This window comes from Enterococcus sp. DIV0901a (assembly GCF_051711525.1).
GTDB classification, from domain to species: Bacteria; Bacillota; Bacilli; order Lactobacillales; family Enterococcaceae; genus Enterococcus_B; species Enterococcus_B faecium.
Genome location: NZ_JBIOMW010000001.1, coordinates 1,869,529 through 1,888,499, shown reverse-complemented (window position 1 = coordinate 1,888,499; position 18,971 = coordinate 1,869,529). Strand labels below are relative to the sequence as shown.

The following is an 18,971-nucleotide window of genomic DNA, read 5'->3' as shown; positions in this document are numbered from 1 at the left end:
TTTCCTTTTATCAAATAGAATTTGGAGCATGATATGGAAAAACAAACAAGAAGTGCACGACGAAAAGAAAAGCCAAAAGCGAACCAGGCAGATTCGAATTTGGTGCTTGACCTGTTTCTAAAACTCCGCTATCTTATTGGCGTTTTAGTCATCGTGGTCATCGTTACTTTTAATTTAAACGGAAGTTCACTTGGTGTTTGGGATAAATATGTGTCGCAAAGAGACGATGGGAAAAAAACTGATGTGATTTTTGGACAGAATCGGGAAGTGCGGTCAGACGAATGGCTGGTGCAGACACCTTTTTACCTCTCACAAGCTGAAGAGGACTTTCCGTTGGTGAACGAGGATTATTCATTAAACGGACAAAACATGATCATTGCGTATAATTCTCCTGTAAAGGATATTACGGTTATCGGAAAACCATTCAACTGGGGATTCTTTTTCCTCGGAAGAGATCGAGGACTTTCCTTTTATTGGGCGATGAAATTAGTCGTCATGGTCTTGCTTGGATTCGAAGTACTGATGATATTAACGAAGAGAAAAAAAGCTCTATCGCTAATCGGTGCATTTGCGCTGACATTTTCTCCAGCAGTCCAGTGGTGGTTCATGCAACATGTGGGCGATTTGATTTTCTTTACTTTGGGACTGATGACTGCTTTTTATCATTATTTCTACAATCATGATAAAAAATGGCTACGAACGTTGATGATGCTTTTGGTGGTTATTTTCGGTATTGGGTTTATTTTAGTGATTTACCCAGCCCATCAAGTGATGCTGGCGTACTTGCTGATTTTTTATTTTGTTGGCCTGCTTATTTACTATAGCAAGAAAGTTTCATGGGATCTGTTGGATGTAGTGTTGATTGGAGGGGCAGTTTTATTTATTGGCGGAGTCATGGTTCATTTCTGGCTAACGTCAAAAGACGCATTGTTAGCTTCTTTGAATACCTTATATCCAGGAAAACGGGTAAGTACTGGAGGAAAGTGGACGATTGGCGAATTTTTTTCTTTCCTTACAAATTGGAAAATTCCTTTTGAAGATATCAACTATTCGAATAACTCTGAAGTGGCCCTGTTCTATCACTTTTTTCCAACTGTATTCCTAGCAAGTCCATTTGTGTTATTTGGCAAAAAAGATAGCGAACAAAAGTTACTGGGACGTATTTTGATGATTTTTTGTCTGTTTTCTATCTTTTGGATTACCGTTGGGTTGCCAAAATGGCTAGCAGAAATCACTCTGCTGTCTTATGTTCCTCCATTAAGAGCCATCCTTACTTTTAGTTTTGCGGCTTGTTTATTATCGATCTGGTTTATCGCTTATATTTGGAGAGAAGATGTTATTCCTATTTGGTATAAATTCATTTTGTTGGCAGTAAATGCATGGTCTTATTTCTATGCGATTACGCATTCGAAAATGGATAATTATTTTTCGGATTTTGAAACCATCGCAGTTGCTGTGTTGGGAACAGTGATTTTAGCTTTTGCATTATTTGGCTGGAGACGCTTGTTTTACCTCGCTTTTGCCGCCTTAGTTATCGTATCTGGCTTTTTCGTCAATCCAGTCGTAGAAGGTACAGGAGCGATTTTTGAAAAAACACTGGCAAAAGAAATCCAAAAAATCGATCAACAAGATCCTGGTAAAGTTTGGTTGTCTGAAGATGAATTATATAACTTCACCCCAACATTGGGAGTGAAATCCTTCAATACAGTACGCTTTTATCCAGATATAGCTGCATGGAAGAAAATCGATCCGAAACAAGAATACGAGAAGTATTATAATCGGTATGCTCATACAAGAGCTTTTATCGCTAAGGAAGATACAAAGTTCATTTTAGATCGTCCAGATATGTTTTCGGTCACGTTGAATTTTGAAGACGCAGAAAAATTAGGGATCGACTATGTGATCAGTAAACGACCATTAACTGATTACAACCAATTATATGAAGCGCAGTTCACGCAGCTATATGGACCGGATAAAGACGGTTATATGATTTTTAAAGTAGAATATCCGGATTATCCAGATGTACCACAAACACAAACTCAGGAAAATCAGCTAGTCGTACAGTAATAGGCTAGCTGAGAATAATCCTGAAATGTTAGTAGAAAGGAGAGTGGAGATAATTCAAGCAATCGTACAAAAATTTGTCAACAAAATGAGTGTCGGTTTCTTGCTTTTGTTGCTGACGCTAGTCTTTTTTGTTTGGACAGCAGGGTTAGGTTTTCCAGCAACTTTGTTTATATATAACAATAGTTCATTACTTATCGCTTTTAGTGTGGCTATTTTGCTCATTTTAAATGTTTATAAAGCAAAAGGCGTCGATTTTCTTTATCTAGGTGTTGCGCTTGCCCTTTTCCTTTTCTTTTCTTACTTTCGGGAATTAAGAAATGAGTCTTTATTTGGAGACTTACTGTTTCCTTTGATTATTTTATTTTGTTTAGTAATTAAATGGATCGAGTGGACAAAATGGGATCGCGGTATTTATCTGATTGTCTTTACGGTCTTCCTCGGAATCACGTTATATCGTGTATTTACAGAGATCCAAGTACCAGAAGGACAAAGCATCTGGGCTCCAGGCAATTCGCTTTCTGATATTTGGATCAATACGAATACAATCGGAAGTTCTTTGATGACTCTTGCTTTATTGATCAGTGGATTTGCCAGTTCTTTTGAACGATGGTATGTACGAATCATCGGTGCAGTAGCAGTTGTTGCAGCTTTTCTCGGGATTTGGGTCTGCCAATCTAGAGGTGCATTAGTCGCGTTGATTGTTTTTGCGATATTGGATCTTTTACCTAAATCGTTGATGCGTGTCATTCGTGCGCCATTTATTGCTTACACGGTTACGATTCTTTTAGCTTTGCCGATTTCTTATCTGGCGGCTGTCTCTGAAAAAGTCAATTTGTTTACCGGTCGAGAAGATATTTGGCATAAATTCTATCAGACGCTAGGAGAAAAATCTGAACAAATTTTACTAGGAATGAAAACATTTATCTTCCAACGAGGAAACCAATTTTTAGGAAACCACAATAGTTATAATTCTATTTTGAATATCTATGGATTGATAGGATTTGGGATTGCTGCTTTGCTGCTTATCCTTTTTATTGGTCGCTTAACGTTGAAAGCAGATTTATCCAACGGGCAGATGACTTTTATCTGGGCCTTTTTTGCGGTGATGATGCAGTCATTTATGGAGGATACATTGACTTCATACCCATGGGTTCCGATTATTTATATCCTGTTGGCTATGGCCGTTCATCGATATGATGAACCAGAAGTTGCGGAGGAATTCTATGTTATGGAAGAGGCATATGACGATATGACTTATGATGATACATCTTATGAGGAACAACCAGATAGCGCTCATTCTTCCAGGATCCAACGCTATCATTGATAGGCACAAAATACGAGAGAGGCTGTGACAACCGTCGCAGCCTTTTTTGGTTTATTGCAATTGTCTAGCATCTTCTGTAAAATAGAAACGTTAGAGAAAATCTTGTATCATAGAAAATTAAGAAAGAAATAAGAACGCAGCTCGGTACCAAAAATATGGTAAAATGGCACTTGACTGTAATTCACTGAAAATCGCTTGGAGGAACACAAATGTTTAAAGATTTGTATTTATTTATGAAGGACATTTATCAGAACAGAAAATTACTGCTACAGTTTTCGATCAATGACTTCAAATCAAGATATGCAGGATCGTTTTTAGGAATCTTATGGGCGTTTATCAATCCGCTATTTACTGTATTGATTTATTGGCTGGTATTTGGTGTTGGACTGAAAGCACAAATGATCGATGCAAAATACCCATTTATCGTATATTTAGTTACCGGGATGATTCCCTGGTTCTTCTTCTCAGATGCATTTGCATCAACTACGGTTGTTTTTCGGGAATATACTTATTTAGTAAAGAAAGTCGTATTCAATATTCGTATCTTGCCCACGACGAAAATCCTATCCAATCTGTACACCCATTTATTCTTCATTCTGATTGGCATAGCTGTCGCGCTTATAAATGGTATATATCCTTCAGCAATGTCTTTACAGCTGATTTATTATTTATTTTGCATGTGTGCTTTCTTGACAGGATTGACTTGGCTGACGGCATCGATCCAACCATTTTTACCTGATATCATGCAATTAATTACGATCGTGCTGCAGTTGATCATGTGGACATTACCGATATTATGGAGCCCTAATCAGTTTGATTCAGGTCTTGTAAGCATATTGAAATTAAATCCGCTGTACTATGTTGTTCAAGGTTATCGTGAGTCATTTTTAAGTGAAGCTTGGTTCTGGGAGCATGGAACATATACTTTGTATTTCTGGGTTTTCACGTTAGTAATGTTCGTAATCGGCTCTGCAGTGTTCCGTAGATTGAAACCACATTTTTCAGATGTGCTGTAAGGAGAATAGCTATGACAGAATATGCAATTAGACTAAAAGATATCACAAAATCTTATAATATGTACGCAAAACCTTCGGATCGATTTCGTGAAGCCCTCAATCCTTTTAAGAAATCCTATCATGATGTATTTTATGCGTTGAAAAACGTGAATGTAGAAATAAAAAAAGGTGAGATGATCGGTTTCGTGGGAGAAAACGGATCGGGAAAATCTACAATGTTGAAAATCATTACGGGAGTACTGACACCAACATCCGGCACGATGGAAATCGAAGGAAAAATCTCAGCTTTGCTAGAACTAGGTTCAGGATTCAATCCTGAGTATTCTGGCTATGAAAATATCTATTTAAATGGAATGGTTCTAGGATTTTCAAGAGAAGAAGTCGATGAAATGGTCGATGATATCATTGAATTTGCTGATATTGGCGACCATATTTATCAACCTGTAAAAACCTATTCAAGTGGGATGTTCGTTCGTCTAGCTTTTGCTGTAGCGATCAATGTGAATCCTGATATTTTGATTGTGGATGAAGCATTGGCAGTAGGAGATCTTGAATTCCAACTGAAATGTATGGAAAAATTTACAGAAATTAAGAACTCGGGAAAAACGATTTTATTCGTTTCTCATGATATTAGTTCGATTCGCCGTTTTTGTGATCGTTCCTATTGGTTGAAAAATGGAGAAGTTGTCGAATATGGTGATACGATGGAAGTAACGACGAATTACGAAAACTTTTTGAAGAAAAAATCAGTTAAAACAGTAGATCGAAATAAAAACCAAGTAGAACGCTTCGCAGCTCCAGATATCGTAGACGTGACGAAAGCCGAATTGTTGGATAAAGATAAAAATCCAGTGGATATGCTGGAACAAGGAGAAAAACTATACGTTAAAGTAACCTATGAAGTAAAAGACGATACAATCAAAAATCCAGTTTTAGGAATTGCTCTGCGTACAGTCGACAATTTTTATGTGTGCGGACTCAATACTCTACTAGATGGTATCAAGATCCCTTGGAAAAAAGGTGAGAATATCTTTTATCTGGAGTATGAAAAGTTAGGTTTGTTAGCTGGTGAATATTATTTTGACGTTGCGGTCTTTGAAGAAAATGCAACGGTTCCTTTGGTATACAAGACAAAATACATGAACTTGTTTGTCAGCGGTTCTTATATCGGAGAAGGCATCGTGGTCTTAGACCATAAATGGGAAGAAGGGACTCATAGCAATGAAATATGATTTTGAAATGGACCTAGATGAACAAAGCAGTGTGGGAAAAATTGCCGCACAGATCAAACCAGGAAGTAAAGTTTTAGAGTTTGGTCCTGGAAACGGCCGATTAACGAAACATTTGATCGGAGCAAAACAATGTGAAGTGAGCATTGTCGAGCTAGATAAGGAATTGTTCGATTTTGTCAGCGAGTTTGCCCAAGATGGATTTTATGGAGATATCGAAAGTTTTGAATGGGCAAACTATTATGCTGGACAAACATTTGATTACGTTTTGTTTGCCGATGTTTTAGAACATTTGGTAGATCCTGGAAAAACGTTGAAGAAAGTTAGAAAATTTTTGAATGAAGAAGGAGAAATTCTAATTACATTCCCTAACTTGGCGCATAATTCTGTCATGATTGATTTGTTCAATAATCAATTGCCATGGGCTTCTTATGGTTTGCTAGATGAAACCCATAATTCTTTTTATACTCATGATGGCTTCCAAAAAGTTTTTGAAAAAGCAGGATTATACATCAATATTGAAGATTATTTGTACTTAGCTGTAGGTGATACAGAATTAAAATCAACTTATGAAGAATTGCCGGAAGCTGTACGTTATGATTTCAAAATGCGACCATTTGGCGAAGTCTACCAATACTTCTTCTCATTGATGAAACATCCAGTAGCACAAAGTTCCATTGCGCAGCCACAAAATTCTAATTATGTGAAAGTATTAGAAGTAATCCAGCAAACGAAACAAGATGAAATAATTCAACAAATACCATTCAATAATTTCACAGGGGAAAATGAGACACTAAGTTTCCATGTATCAGAATTAGCAGAACGAATGGTGTTTCGCTTCGCGCAGCAACCTAGCTTTATCGAATTCAGCGCAGAAGCTGCTGGAGAAAAACTCACATTTATCGATTCAAATGCTGTAGTCAAAACAGTAAATGATTGTTATTTGTTTGATGGTAAAGATTTACCAGAGTTCTTTTTAACGGATATTGCAGGGAAAGAAGTGACTATCCATTGTCACTATCGTTTTATCGGAGAATTGACACCAACAATGAAAGAATTGCTGGAAACAATCCGTCCAATGGCTGAAGTTACAAAGCAACTTTCTGAGAAAAATGATGAATTAGAAAGAGAAAATCATCATCTTATTGAGAATAATACAAGATTAGATCAGACGTTGAAAACAACCATAAATCGCTATTGCACGTTGTTGGAAAGTGATGAATGGACAATCAAACATAGATTAGGGCGACGTAAGAAAGAAACATCGAAAAAAATCCAAGAAAAAGAGCTTTCTCTATGTATTGACGAAAAAATCTGGGATGCAGAAACAAAGATATTGAAAATCATCGGGTGGGGAATCGCTAATTCGGATCGCCAACCATTGTCCTATAAGTTATCAGCCGACCAATCACCATTTTTTGAAGCAATTCCTGTTTTACGAGAAGAAGTCAATCAAGCAAAACAGCTAGCTGAAGGAGCAAAAGCAGGATTTGAACTGCGGATCCTTTGCGAGAAGGAACGTTCATTCTTAGTTGAAGCAGTGGCTCAAAATGGTCAATCATGGATCATTGAAATGTAAATAATGATTAACTTATAAAGATAAGGAGTAAACGAATCGTGCAAAAAAAAGAAATTGCCGTATTTATCGATCAAATCACTCGTGAACGGGCCACTGGCGATTTGCTTATTGTGGGCTGGGCAATTGATGAAGTGACCAAAGAAATCCCTACGATAAAGGTAGAAAAAGAAAATGTGATTGCTGAAGCAACACATGTCGTAAGATTGGATATCAATCATTTATATAATCTTGATGTTAAGACCCAAAGCGGTTTTAAGGTACGTTTATCAGGGAAAATGAGAGGAAAAGCAATCTTAGACTTCCAAACAGCAAGACATCAAAATGGCATAGCTGTGAAATTAAACGGTAAATATCCTTATGATGACGGCATTGAATCTTCATGGGAAAGAAAAAAAAGATTACTGAAAAAAGGGATAAATTATGCAAGGACTCATGGCGTAAAAAAAGCAATCCGCCGGGTCAAACTGGAATTGAAACCAGGATCGATCGACTATGCAGAATGGATCAGTCGTCATGAGAAACCTGATCTGAAAGAGCAAAGGAAAGAAGTACAAGGATTTGCCTACCGCCCATTGATTTCCATACTTATGCCTGTCTATAACGTTGAAATCAAATGGCTCGAAAAATGCATTGATTCGGTACTTGATCAAACGTATGATCACTGGGAACTATGTATCAGTGATGATGCTTCTACTGATCCAGCTATCCGAAAGTGTCTAGAATCCTATCAAGCAAAAGATGATAGAATCAAAGTCGTTTTCCGACAAGAAAATGGACACATCAGTCTGGCAACTAATTCTGCATTGGAAATGGCAGAAGGAGAGTTTATAGCGCTCTTAGATAATGATGACGAATTACCTCCATTTGCCTTATATGAAGTGGCAAAAGTGCTAAACGTACATCCAGAACTGGATTTGATCTACAGTGACGAAGATAAAATCGATGCAGATGGGAATCGCTTTGACCCGCACTTCAAAGCAGACTGGTCTCCCGATACATTGATGGGAAATAATTATATCTCTCACTTAGGCGTATATCGGACAAGCATTGTTAAGGAACTTGGCGGTTTCCGTAAAGGATATGAAGGCTCTCAAGATTATGATTTGGTTCTTCGTGTGACAGAACAAATTCCTGCAGAACACATTTACCACATTGACCGTGTCTTGTATCACTGGCGGACGATCCCGGGATCAACTGCAAGCAATGGAGAAGCTAAAAGCTACATCTATGATTCTGGAGTGAAAGCATTGACAGATGCTCTATCTAGAAGAAATATCAAGGGAAGCGTACATCCTGGGAGAATTTCTGGTTTTTATGAAATCACTTATGATGTTTTGCAAGAAGACTTGGTCAGTGTGATCATTCCAACTAAGAATGGCTATGAAGATCTAAAAACTTGTGTGGATTCGATCATCGAAAAAACGTCTTATCCAAATTATGAAATCATTATTGCAGATAATGGAAGTACAGATCCTAAAATGCAAGAATTATTTGCAGAATACAAGCATCAGCTGAAAGACCGATTTATCGTCGAATTAATTGACATTCCATTCAATTATTCACGTATCAACAATCTGGCAGCAGAAAAAGCTAACGGCAAATACTTTTTATTCTTGAATAACGATACAGAAGTGATTGAACCTGACTGGATGACAGCGATGGTTTCTTATGCACAGTTTGATCGAATCGGCTGTGTAGGAGCAAAATTATTTTATCCGGATGATACAACGCAGCATGCAGGTGTATTATTAGGGATCGGTGGCGTTGCAGGGCATGCATTGAATAACTATGATCGAACACATTGTGGTTATTTCGGCCGATTGGTCATTGACGTCAATTACTTAGCAGTCACTGCAGCTTGTATGATGGTCAAGGCAGCTGACTTCAATGCTGTCAATGGATTTGATGAAACATTAGAAGTAGCATTCAACGATGTTGACTTGTGCTTGAAAGTTTATGAACTGGGTCGTTACAATGTCTATGCACATCAAGCAGAATTGTACCATTTCGAATCTAAATCAAGAGGTTATGAAGATACACCAGAAAAACAAAGACGTTTTGCTGGGGAAATCAAAAAAATGCAAGATAAGTGGCCTTCTTATATTGCTCATGACCCATTTTATAACGATAATCTAACTAAAGAAGGAATCGGCGATTTTTCGTTGAGACCTGATTGATTAAAAGAACTGTATTTTCATTTTTATTAATGAAAATACAGTTCTTTTAATTTAATTATATGAATATTGTAACTTGTGAATAAGGAATTAGCAGGAGAATACTAGTTCAGCATAAAGGAAGTGATGGGACTTCTGAGACAACTTTCTGTTATGCAGAAATACACATATAAACAGACAATAAACGCTTTTCCCCGTTTCTTTTAATTTCCTTTACAATTTGGTTATTCACTAGGTTTTTAAACTTTGCTATGGTAAGATGATAGAGGCATTATTTTATGGTTAGGAGTGTATATATGAATAAAAATGGGGAGTGGAATGCGGCACGCAGAATATTCATTATTCTTATGGATGTACTTGTATTAAATGTGTCGATCTATCTTAGTTTTTTGCTGAAATTCCAGGGAGAAGTACCAGTGAGAAACTTAGAGACCTTTCAGCATTCAGCAATTTTTATTTCCATCATCTTTATTGCGTTGAATATTTTGTTAGGAGCTTATGTATTCTATAACCGAATGATCAGTGATATTGTCTTCATTACTGTTATTGGACAAGTACTAATAGCATTGGGGATCATGGTAGTTACTTTTGCTGGCCGATGGTTTGCATTTCCGCGTGGCGTCATTTTGATCTCGTTTATCCTAGGTACGATATTACTTAGTGTTTACCGGATAGTCGTTTACAAACTGTACTTAAGAGTCAGTCGTGATAAGAAAGTCCTTATCGTAGGTTTGGAGAAAGATGTCGCACCAGCTATCCAAAATTTTCAATCTAAGAAAAACAATAAACATAAGGTTGAAGCAGTGGCAATCGATAATTATTACGAAAATACAAAAAAATTGATCGATGATATGGATATCGTCTATTTGGCTTCTAAAATCCCAGAAGATGAAAAAATCAGCATTTATCAATTAGTGACTAAAAAAGAGAAGAAGTTATTTTTAAATACGACTTTTGAGAATCTGACAATGATAAATCCGAATATTATGAATTTTGAAGATGAAAGCATCATTGAAGCTTCTGGGTTCAGAATCCAACCAGAATACGAACTATTCAAGCGTCTCTTTGATATCATCGTTTCGCTTATTTTACTGATCCTCGCCTCACCTTTTATGCTAATCACAGCGATTTTGGTAAAAACAACTTCACCTGGACCAATCATCTATAAACAAGTACGTATTACGAAAAATCAAAAGGAATTTTCAATCTATAAATTCCGTTCCATGAGCGCGACAGCTGAAGCAAAATCAGGACCAGTCTTGGCTAAAAGTAACGATGCACGTGTGACACCAGTAGGTAAATTTATCCGTGCTGTACGTTTTGACGAATTACCTCAAATCTTTAATGTATTGAAAGGCGATATGTCGATTGTCGGTCCAAGGCCAGAAAGACCATTTTTCGTTGATCAGTTCAATGAAGAAAATCCTTATTATTATTTAAGACACAATGTACGTGCGGGAATTACCGGATATGCACAAGTATACGGAAAATATGTATCAGATTATAACAGTAAACTACGTTTTGATTTGTTGTATATCAAAAAATATTCATTACTATTAGATTTGAAGATTTTACTTCAAACAATCAAAATCTTATTTGATAAGATGTCATCTCAAGGACTAGATGAAGATGAAAATATTAGTTCATTAGCAGAAATCGACTTTTCACAAGAGAAAATTTATCGCTAGGCTGGAGGAAAGAAATGAAATGAGCCATCCGATATTTAGTATAATTATTCCAATTTATAATGCAGAAGACACGATTGCTCATACAATAGAAGTTTTAAAAAATCTGGCATTCGAAGAATATGAAGTGATTTTGGTCAATGACGGTTCAACGGACAAAACAGAACAGCTGATTCAATCAGCTATCCAAGGAGATAGTCATTTTCAACTTTTTACAACCGAAAACCAAGGCCCTGGACTTGCTCGAAATGAAGGCATCAAGCAATCTACAGGGAAATATGTATTATTTTTCGATGCAGACGATGAGCCAGTCAAAGAAATTTTGGCAGATTATCAGCAGTTGTTTGAACAGCATCCTGAAGCAGATTTGCTTATCAGTTCTTTTACATTCCGTACGTTAAGCGGGGAAGAAATTATTTCGGAAAAGGACTATCTTGTTCCAGAATACCAATATACAGATCATAAACAGTTCGTGGATGATATGTATCAACTGATGAATCAACAGCTGATGTATGTGGTTTGGAACAAATGTTACAAGAGGGAAATCTTGATGGAAAAACAGATTTTATTCAAAAATTACAGCAGTTGTGAAGACCGTATCTTCAATTTGAACTATTATGAACATTGTCAGCAAGTAGTATTGAATCCAAGAATCGAGTATATCTATCATTTTGAAGGTGGAAAAGGGATAACCAACCAATATAAACCGAATAAATTTGAAACCTTTAAAGAATTTTATGAATTAGCAAATGTCGTGACAAGTGATAAAGATAAACCAGGTATGGCTTCTCTTCTTTTAAAAGGAACAACCTCTGTGATTTTTTCTATTTATGAGAATTCTGAGCGAACTGCTAAAGAAAAAAGAGAAGAAGCCATGCATATTTTGAATGATCCAGCCATCCAAGAAGCTAAAAAGATTGCATTGACTGATTCTAGCGCGAAAAAAGTAACAAAATGGCTGTATAATTTGCCAGCTCCTCTCTTATTATCTGCGGTGAAAGCTGGCAGCTTTGTGGAAGTGAAAATGCCAAGCATCATGGCATTGTTGAAGAGAGTTTATTAAAAAAGTCGGAATAAGGGGTTGTGACTGTCTTTTGTGGCTCTTTGTCAAATGATGTTGGTAAAGAGAAATCTTAGAATAATTTGGACAGAACAGAAAGAAGAAAACCTCTTTCTGTTCTGTTTATTTGGTTAAAAATGTTTTGCCATGACGAATCATAATTCGTAGTTTGAAATTGTAAAAGTTGCGAAAGCCGTACGCATTGCGTTTTAATACTTTGATGTGGTTGTTTAAGCATTCCAATGGTCCGTTTGAATAGCTGTAGTGAAGCGCATTTTGGATCTGTGGCAGAAACTTTTTAAACGTTCGTAAAGTGGTTGTATAGGTTTCTGGCAGACCGCTAATGTCTCTAGTTAAACAATCCTCAAATAGTGACTGATCTCTTTTCTTTACCGCATAAAGAATGTCTTGGTATAACTGATAGCCTTGGCGTAAGTTGGGACAAGCAGCTAACAGTCGATCGGCAATCTCACTTTCAGTCAAATAATCTTTAAAACTGGCACGCCAAACCCGTTTTTCATAGTTTAACTTTGCTTCTTCTTTTTGTAGGAGTTTCCAATAGCGCTTCAATTTTTTCCCTAACCCTCGTTGAGAGTGGGAATTTCCTTTAAGTCGTACCGTGGTTTCTTTCACTCGATGATTCAAGAAAGTTCTGCCAATATGTTGGACGATGTGGAAACGATCGATGATCAACTGAGCATTCGGGAAAAGCTTTTTCACCAACGAAACATAAGGCGCATACATATCAATAACAATCAATTGAACGGCTTCACGAGTCGCTAATGAAAACCGAGAAAAATAGCGTTCTAAATAAGGCAAGCGTCGATTTTCGACAATATCCAATAATGCATGGCTTTGTCCGTCCATCATGATAAAACTCATTGCACTGGCAACACTTCGAACCGATTTGAATTCATCAAAGCATAAGACCTTTGGCAAAGTCTGTTTGAAAGGATTCAATGGGCGGTAGAATCGCTTCATGACACGATAGACCGAAGAAGTGGAAATATTTTTCTGACGAGCGATTTCCGTCATGGAAGTATTCTCTTTTAAGCGAGCAATGACAGACCAACGAACTTTTTGACTAATGAAACAGTGTTTTTCAGCAACAGAGGTATCCGCTACGAATGTTCTTTGGCAAGACTTACATTTAAATCGTTGTTTCTTCAGCTCCAGATAAGTGCGATACTCAGACACATCATTCAGTAACAACCGAACGGTTGTCGTCCCCCAACGAATGATCCTAGAGGGGACGACACAAAGACAATGGGAACACTCTTCTGGCTTGTACAGAAGAGTTCCTTTGTAAATCAAGCAAATTTGCCCTTTGTATTTTTCTTTAGTTAAACAATTTTCCTCGAAATAGATATTTAGGTCTAGAATATTTAGGGTATCTTTGATAAGCTGAGTATGAGACATCTTGAATCCTCCTATGAATTGGTAGCCAAATTAATTCTAAAGGATTTCAGGGTATCTTTTCTATATTTTTTTTATACAAAAAAGATGTTGGTGAAGTTCACCAACATCAAAAAGTATAGAGCCTCTTTTGTCACAACCCTTTTAAAAACAAAAAATAGCTATTTATCTATCAGTTTTCGGTCAGTAAAGAAAGAACCATTTGCATAAGATTGAAAACCGCCTCTATTTATGAGAAAATAGGGAAGATTAATAAAAGAATGGTTGAGGCAACTATAATGTACAGTACAGATCCTGAATTAAAAAAAATTCAAAAAGTAAATCTCGAAATGGCACAATACTTTGTAGATTTTTGTAAAAGTCACGATTTGTTGTGTTATTTTTGTGGTGGCGGCGCAATCGGAGCAATCCGGCATAAAGGTTTTATCCCATGGGATGATGATTTAGATTTTTTTATGCCTAGAAGGGATTATGATCGATTAGCTGAATTATGGGAAACCGGTCCACAAAAAGATAAATTTGTTTTATTAAGACCAGCTCTGACGAATCATGATCGAAACTCCTTTACAACTATCCGTAACGTCCATACGACCTTTATCAAAACGTATCAGGAAGATTTAGATATCCCTCATGGTATCCAATTAGATATTTTTCCGTTAGATACTGCACCTGAAAAGCAAACTGAACGGAAAAAGCAAAAGATATGGGCAATGATCTATGCGATTTATCGAAGTCAGCAAGTACCGCAAAACCATGGGAAAGCGATGGAATTAGCTGGAAAGCTATTGTTAAATAGTGTATCTGCAAAAACGAAGTATAAAATATGGAGATATGCTGAAAAGCAGATGACCAAATACAATGATAATCCAACGAATTTCGTTACAGAACTTTGTGTCGGACCTCGATATATGGGGAATGTTTATCCTGCAAAAGACTTTGAATCTGCTGTGTGGGTGCCATTCGAAGATACAGAGATGCCAGTACCAGTTGGTTATGATAATTATTTAAGTCAAGTTTTTGGTGACTATATGCAGCTTCCGCCTGAAAAAGATCAGGTTTCTCATCATGAAGCAGTTTATATTGATCCAGAACATCCATACACAATGTACAAAGGAAAATATTATTTAACTAAAGGAGCAGAAAAAAAATGATTACAGCTATTATTATTGCCGGTGGTGTGGGTAAACGAATGGGACAAGATATCCCAAAACAGTTCATTACAATTGAAGGAAAACCTATTATTATCTATACTTTAGAATCATTTCAACACCATCCTCAAGTTGACCGGATTTTAGTCGTTTGCAAATCTGGTTGGGAAGAAACGATGTGGGCGTATATCAAAGAATTCAATATTAGCAAAGTCAAATGGGTCATTACAGGTGGATCAAAAGGACAAGAGTCGATCAATAATGGTGTTCAGTTTTTGAAAGACTATTCTGAAGATGATGATACGATCATCATCCATGATGGAATCCGTCCACTAGTAGACGAACTGGTATTGTCAGATGTAATCGTTAAATGTAAAGAATTTGGTAACGGTGTAACCTCTCTACCTTACAACGAACAAATTTTTATCAAGAAAACAGAAGAAACGACGGAACAGTATGTCGATCGTAACACATTGAGGCGTGTCTCAACTCCACAAGCTTATCAATACGGAAAACTACGGGCAGCATATGACCGGGCAGTGAAAGAAGACATCGGTATGACTGATTCTTCTTATACGAATACCATGATGGTAGATTTGGGAGAAACTTTATATTTTGCTGCTGGTTCTGATAAAAATATCAAATTGACAACAACAGATGATCTAGAATTGTTCAAAGCATATTTAAAAATGAAAGACTAGGTGAAAGATGATGACGTTGATTAAACAACCAATGTACCAAGAAGATTTGGCAAAAGTAATCAATCATACACCAAAAATAAAACAGCTACATGGAAAATCCGTTCTGATGATTGGTGCTTCTGGAATGATCGGCTCTTTTTTGATTGATACTTTGATGGCTGCTAATGAACAACTAGGAATCAAAATCAAAGTTTATGCAATGGGCAGAAACCGTCAGAAGCTTGAAAAAAGGTTTGCCAGTTATCTTGAATTAGATACTTTCGAAATTGTTGAAGGTGACGTCACAGAACCCTTACCAAAAGAAATTCAAGCTGACTATTTGATACACGGTGCAAGTAACACACATCCTAAGGCTTACGCAACTGATCCAATCGGTACGATCATGACTAATCTTGCAGGTACAGAGCAAGTATTGAAACATGCAGTAGCAACCCAACCGGTTAGAGTATTATTTTTATCAACAGTAGAAATCTATGGCGAAAATCGAGGCGATATAGAAAAATTCACAGAAGATTACTGTGGATACATCGATTGTAATACACTGAGAGCAGGCTACCCTGAAGGAAAAAGAGTCAGTGAATCATTATGCCAAGCCTACATCGCAAAACACGACCTCGACATCGTGATTCCAAGGCTTTGCCGTACGTTTGGTCCGACGATGCTTTTATCTGATACGAAAGCATCCTCACAATTTATTTTAAATGCAGTCGAACAAAAAGATATTGTTTTAAAAAGTGAAGGAAACCAATATTTTTCGTATGTATATGTTGGAGATGCTGTTTCTGCTATTCTTCATTTACTGCTTGAAGGAGAAAAAGGAGAGGCGTACAACGTTTCTTCAGAAAACTTTGATTTACGACTAAAAGAATTAGCCCAACAGCTAGCTGATATCAGCGGCAAACAAGTAATTTTTGAATTGCCGGATGAGATTGAACAAAAAGGTTTCTCAAAAGCTAGCACAGCGATACTTGATAACAAGAAAATCAAAGAAAATGGTTGGTATCCAATATTTGAATTGAAAGAATCATTGATACACACAGTAGAATTAGTTAAAGGTGAGAAGCAAAATGTGTGAGATTAGTATTATTGTTCCTGTCTATAAAGTAGAACCTTATTTAAGAAAATGTGTAGATTCAATCTTAGCACAAACATTTACTGATTTCGAAGTGATATTAGTAGATGACGGTTCTCCTGACAATAGCGGTAAAATATGTGATGAATATGCATCGAAAGACAGTCGTGTCCGTGTTATCCATAAAAAAAATGGCGGATTAAGTAGTGCAAGAAATGCCGGGATTGATGTGGCACGAGGAAAGTATTTAGGTTTTGTTGACAGTGATGATTATATCGAAAAAGATATGTATGAACTTTTGTACGACAACATTGTCAAAGAACAAGCAGATCTTTCTATTTGTGGGATATATGATGTATATGAGGGGAAAAAACCAGTAAATAAACCAACTATCAAAAAAACGGTAACTGCAACGGAAGGATTGTTATTAATATTACATGGAAATATTATTTCTGTTCATGCTGTGAATAAACTATACAAACGAGAGCTGTTTTCTACACTCCGCTATCCTGAGGGAAAATATCATGAAGATTCTTTTGTTATTGTTGATCTTTTAGACCGTTGCAAAAAAATAGCAATAGATTCAAAGCAAAAATATTATTACTATCATCGTTTAGATAGTATAAATACGGAAACATTCTCTGCCAAACAATTTGAGTTCATTGAAGCATGGGTGATAAACGAGAATAAGCTAAGAGGAAGAGGCAAAAAAATTGAAGAAGCTGCGCACCAAAGAGTCTGTTTTGCCAATTTTTTAGTTTTAGATAAAATCGTAACAGCCAAGGCAACCAACTTGCCAGAAACCAAAAAAATCGTTCATTATCTAAGAAATAATTTCCTATTTATTATGAGAAATCGAATTTTTACGAAAAGTCGCAAACTTTCCATGCTTTTATTGCTATTTAGTATTCATTTATATAAATTTCCTGTGGAGTTGAGAAGAAAAAAATTGGCCAATAATAAATAGCAATGTTGGATTTTAACTAAAAGATTTTTAAATTTCATGGATAAATATAGATTATCGGAGGTTCATATGTCTAGTAATGTTTTAGAACGAATAGAAAAAATAGGGAATAAACTATCATTACCATACATCATTTTTTTCGAGTTGGTTTTAATAGCAAGAATGGTTAGTGTCTATTCGACACTTCCAACAAAAATTGATTCAATTTTTACATTGATAATCATTGTATTTTCAGGAATAGTATTTTTTTGTCATTTTTTTCCTATGATACTAAAAAAAAAGAAGATACAAATTGAATACTGGTTAGTCTTATTTATAGTTATATTGGTTATAACTACTTTAATCAATCACTCTTATGCATTTACAGAAAATATCAAACTTATTATTTGGCAATGTATTTTTTTCTTTTGTGTATTTGAAGTTGGAAGAACAAATAACCAGCGTATTTTTAAAATTTTTGAATATGTTTTGCTTATCGTTTGGACAGTTCTTACGAGTATTGCCTTGTATTTGTTTTTCGCACACGTCAATTTTTCAATGCCTGTAAAAACATTGTATTACGGAATGAGAATAGGATTTTATGAAAACCGATTATATGGTATCTTTGTTGATCCAAATTATGCCTGCACTATTTCTTTAATCTGTATATTATTTGCTATAAGAAACATAATTAAAAATAAAAAAATTATTCAAAGAACACTATACTCGTTTATAGCTTTGATTCAATTCAGTTATGTAGCTCTTTCAGGATCTAGATCAGGTATTATACAATTAATGGCTGCAACCTTCTTTGGTGTTTTTTTTGTTTATTTATATAAGAATTCTACAAATCGTAAATTTGTTGCTACCAAACTCGTTCAAGCTTTATTATCAGCAATAGTCTGTTCAGCTATTGCTTATGGTGGAGTGTCGTTTGTTCAATCCGGTTACATTTTTTTGGGGAATGAAATCCATGTAAGCAGTCCTAAGATGTTAGATAGTTTTGAAAAAAGAACGCCAGCTAACACAGAAAATAATAAATTGTCTGCTAAAAGACCCGATGTAGAAGAGAATACGGATATTTCAAATAGTCGATTTAAATTATGGAAAAGTGCAACAGAACTTATGAGGTTAAACCCATTATTCGGAGTTACGCCAAAAGGATTTGTAGATGTTGCTAAAGAAAAAATTCCTGAGACTCATATAGCAAGAACTGGGCAAACACCGCACAGTGCCTTTTTCTATTTGCTAGCAGCCACTGGTATTACAGGAACGATTATTTTCGTAGTATTTTTAATCACTAAAATGGTGAATTCTCTTCGAATCCTTTTTTCTAATAACAATAAAGATTATATTGAATTCATTATTGATAATCAGGTTGTACTGGTTATTTTGGTATCAAGCCTACTGATTACAGAAATTGTTCTTACACGGCGTACAGCAACTTTTGTCTTTTGGTTGTATTTAGGAAAACTTCAGCACACTTTTGATTTGATGAAAGTGAAATTACGTAATAAGAAATAGTTGTTTGATATAGGCGGCTTTAGGAGAGTACAA

General features: G+C 36.0%; 14 protein-coding genes. 13 read left to right on the top strand and 1 reads right to left on the bottom strand.

The window, feature by feature from the left end:
• Window positions 1–33 precede the first annotated feature (33 nt).
• From IGL70_RS09060 to IGL70_RS09025, 8 genes are all read left to right on the top strand, one after another.
• Window positions 34–2,067: a DUF7657 domain-containing protein gene (locus tag IGL70_RS09060; RefSeq protein WP_104873850.1), complete on the top strand. Its 2,034-nt coding sequence runs from the start codon at window positions 34–36 to the stop codon at window positions 2,065–2,067.
• A gap of 43 nt (window positions 2,068–2,110) precedes the next feature.
• Complete coding sequence (locus IGL70_RS09055) at window positions 2,111–3,391, top strand: EpaQ family protein (protein WP_104873849.1); 1,281 nt, start codon at window positions 2,111–2,113, stop codon at window positions 3,389–3,391.
• A gap of 209 nt (window positions 3,392–3,600) precedes the next feature.
• The gene (locus tag IGL70_RS09050) at window positions 3,601–4,407 is read left to right on the top strand and encodes an ABC transporter permease (RefSeq protein WP_002289081.1); all 807 of its coding nucleotides are present in this window, start codon (window positions 3,601–3,603) and stop codon (window positions 4,405–4,407) included.
• A gap of 11 nt (window positions 4,408–4,418) precedes the next feature.
• A complete protein-coding gene (locus IGL70_RS09045) occupies window positions 4,419–5,639 on the top strand; it encodes an ABC transporter ATP-binding protein (protein ID WP_002289079.1) in 1,221 nt (406 codons plus the stop codon).
• A complete protein-coding gene (locus tag IGL70_RS09040) occupies window positions 5,629–7,215 on the top strand; it encodes a class I SAM-dependent methyltransferase (protein WP_104765415.1) in 1,587 nt (528 codons plus the stop codon). Before IGL70_RS09045 ends, IGL70_RS09040 begins: the two co-directional genes overlap by 11 nt.
• Before the next feature lie 38 nt (window positions 7,216–7,253).
• Window positions 7,254–9,392, top strand: a complete 2,139-nt coding sequence (locus IGL70_RS09035) for a glycosyltransferase family 2 protein (protein ID WP_002324412.1) — start codon at window positions 7,254–7,256, stop codon at window positions 9,390–9,392.
• Between the two features lie 293 nt (window positions 9,393–9,685).
• Window positions 9,686–11,077: a sugar transferase gene (locus IGL70_RS09030; protein ID WP_010727881.1), complete on the top strand. Its 1,392-nt coding sequence runs from the start codon at window positions 9,686–9,688 to the stop codon at window positions 11,075–11,077.
• A 19-nt stretch (window positions 11,078–11,096) separates the two neighbouring features.
• Entirely contained in the window at window positions 11,097–12,137 is a 1,041-nt protein-coding gene (locus IGL70_RS09025) for a glycosyltransferase family 2 protein (RefSeq protein WP_010777076.1), read from the top strand.
• 120 nt (window positions 12,138–12,257) lie between these two features.
• On the opposite strand, the gene IGL70_RS09020 is transcribed toward IGL70_RS09025, so the two are convergent.
• Window positions 12,258–13,553, bottom strand: a complete 1,296-nt coding sequence (locus IGL70_RS09020) for an ISL3 family transposase (protein WP_002296623.1) — start codon at window positions 13,551–13,553, stop codon at window positions 12,258–12,260.
• Window positions 13,554–13,828: 275 nt separating this feature from the next.
• Here IGL70_RS09020 and IGL70_RS09015 point away from each other — a divergent pair, with 275 nt between their 5' ends.
• From IGL70_RS09015 to IGL70_RS08995, 5 genes are all read left to right on the top strand, one after another.
• Entirely contained in the window at window positions 13,829–14,701 is an 873-nt protein-coding gene (locus tag IGL70_RS09015) for a LicD family protein (protein WP_010727879.1), read from the top strand.
• Window positions 14,698–15,399, top strand: a complete 702-nt coding sequence (locus IGL70_RS09010) for an IspD/TarI family cytidylyltransferase (protein ID WP_002297058.1) — start codon at window positions 14,698–14,700, stop codon at window positions 15,397–15,399. Before IGL70_RS09015 ends, IGL70_RS09010 begins: the two co-directional genes overlap by 4 nt.
• A 7-nt stretch (window positions 15,400–15,406) precedes the next feature.
• Entirely contained in the window at window positions 15,407–16,474 is a 1,068-nt protein-coding gene (locus IGL70_RS09005) for an NAD-dependent epimerase/dehydratase family protein (protein ID WP_002324408.1), read from the top strand.
• Window positions 16,467–17,438 (top strand): glycosyltransferase family 2 protein, encoded by a 972-nt coding sequence (locus tag IGL70_RS09000; RefSeq protein WP_002295420.1) that lies wholly within the window; start codon window positions 16,467–16,469, stop codon window positions 17,436–17,438. The genes IGL70_RS09005 and IGL70_RS09000 overlap by 8 nt, the downstream gene beginning before the upstream one ends.
• Before the next feature lie 66 nt (window positions 17,439–17,504).
• Window positions 17,505–18,938, top strand: a complete 1,434-nt coding sequence (locus IGL70_RS08995) for an O-antigen ligase family protein (protein ID WP_010727878.1) — start codon at window positions 17,505–17,507, stop codon at window positions 18,936–18,938.
• Window positions 18,939–18,971 lie beyond the last annotated feature (33 nt).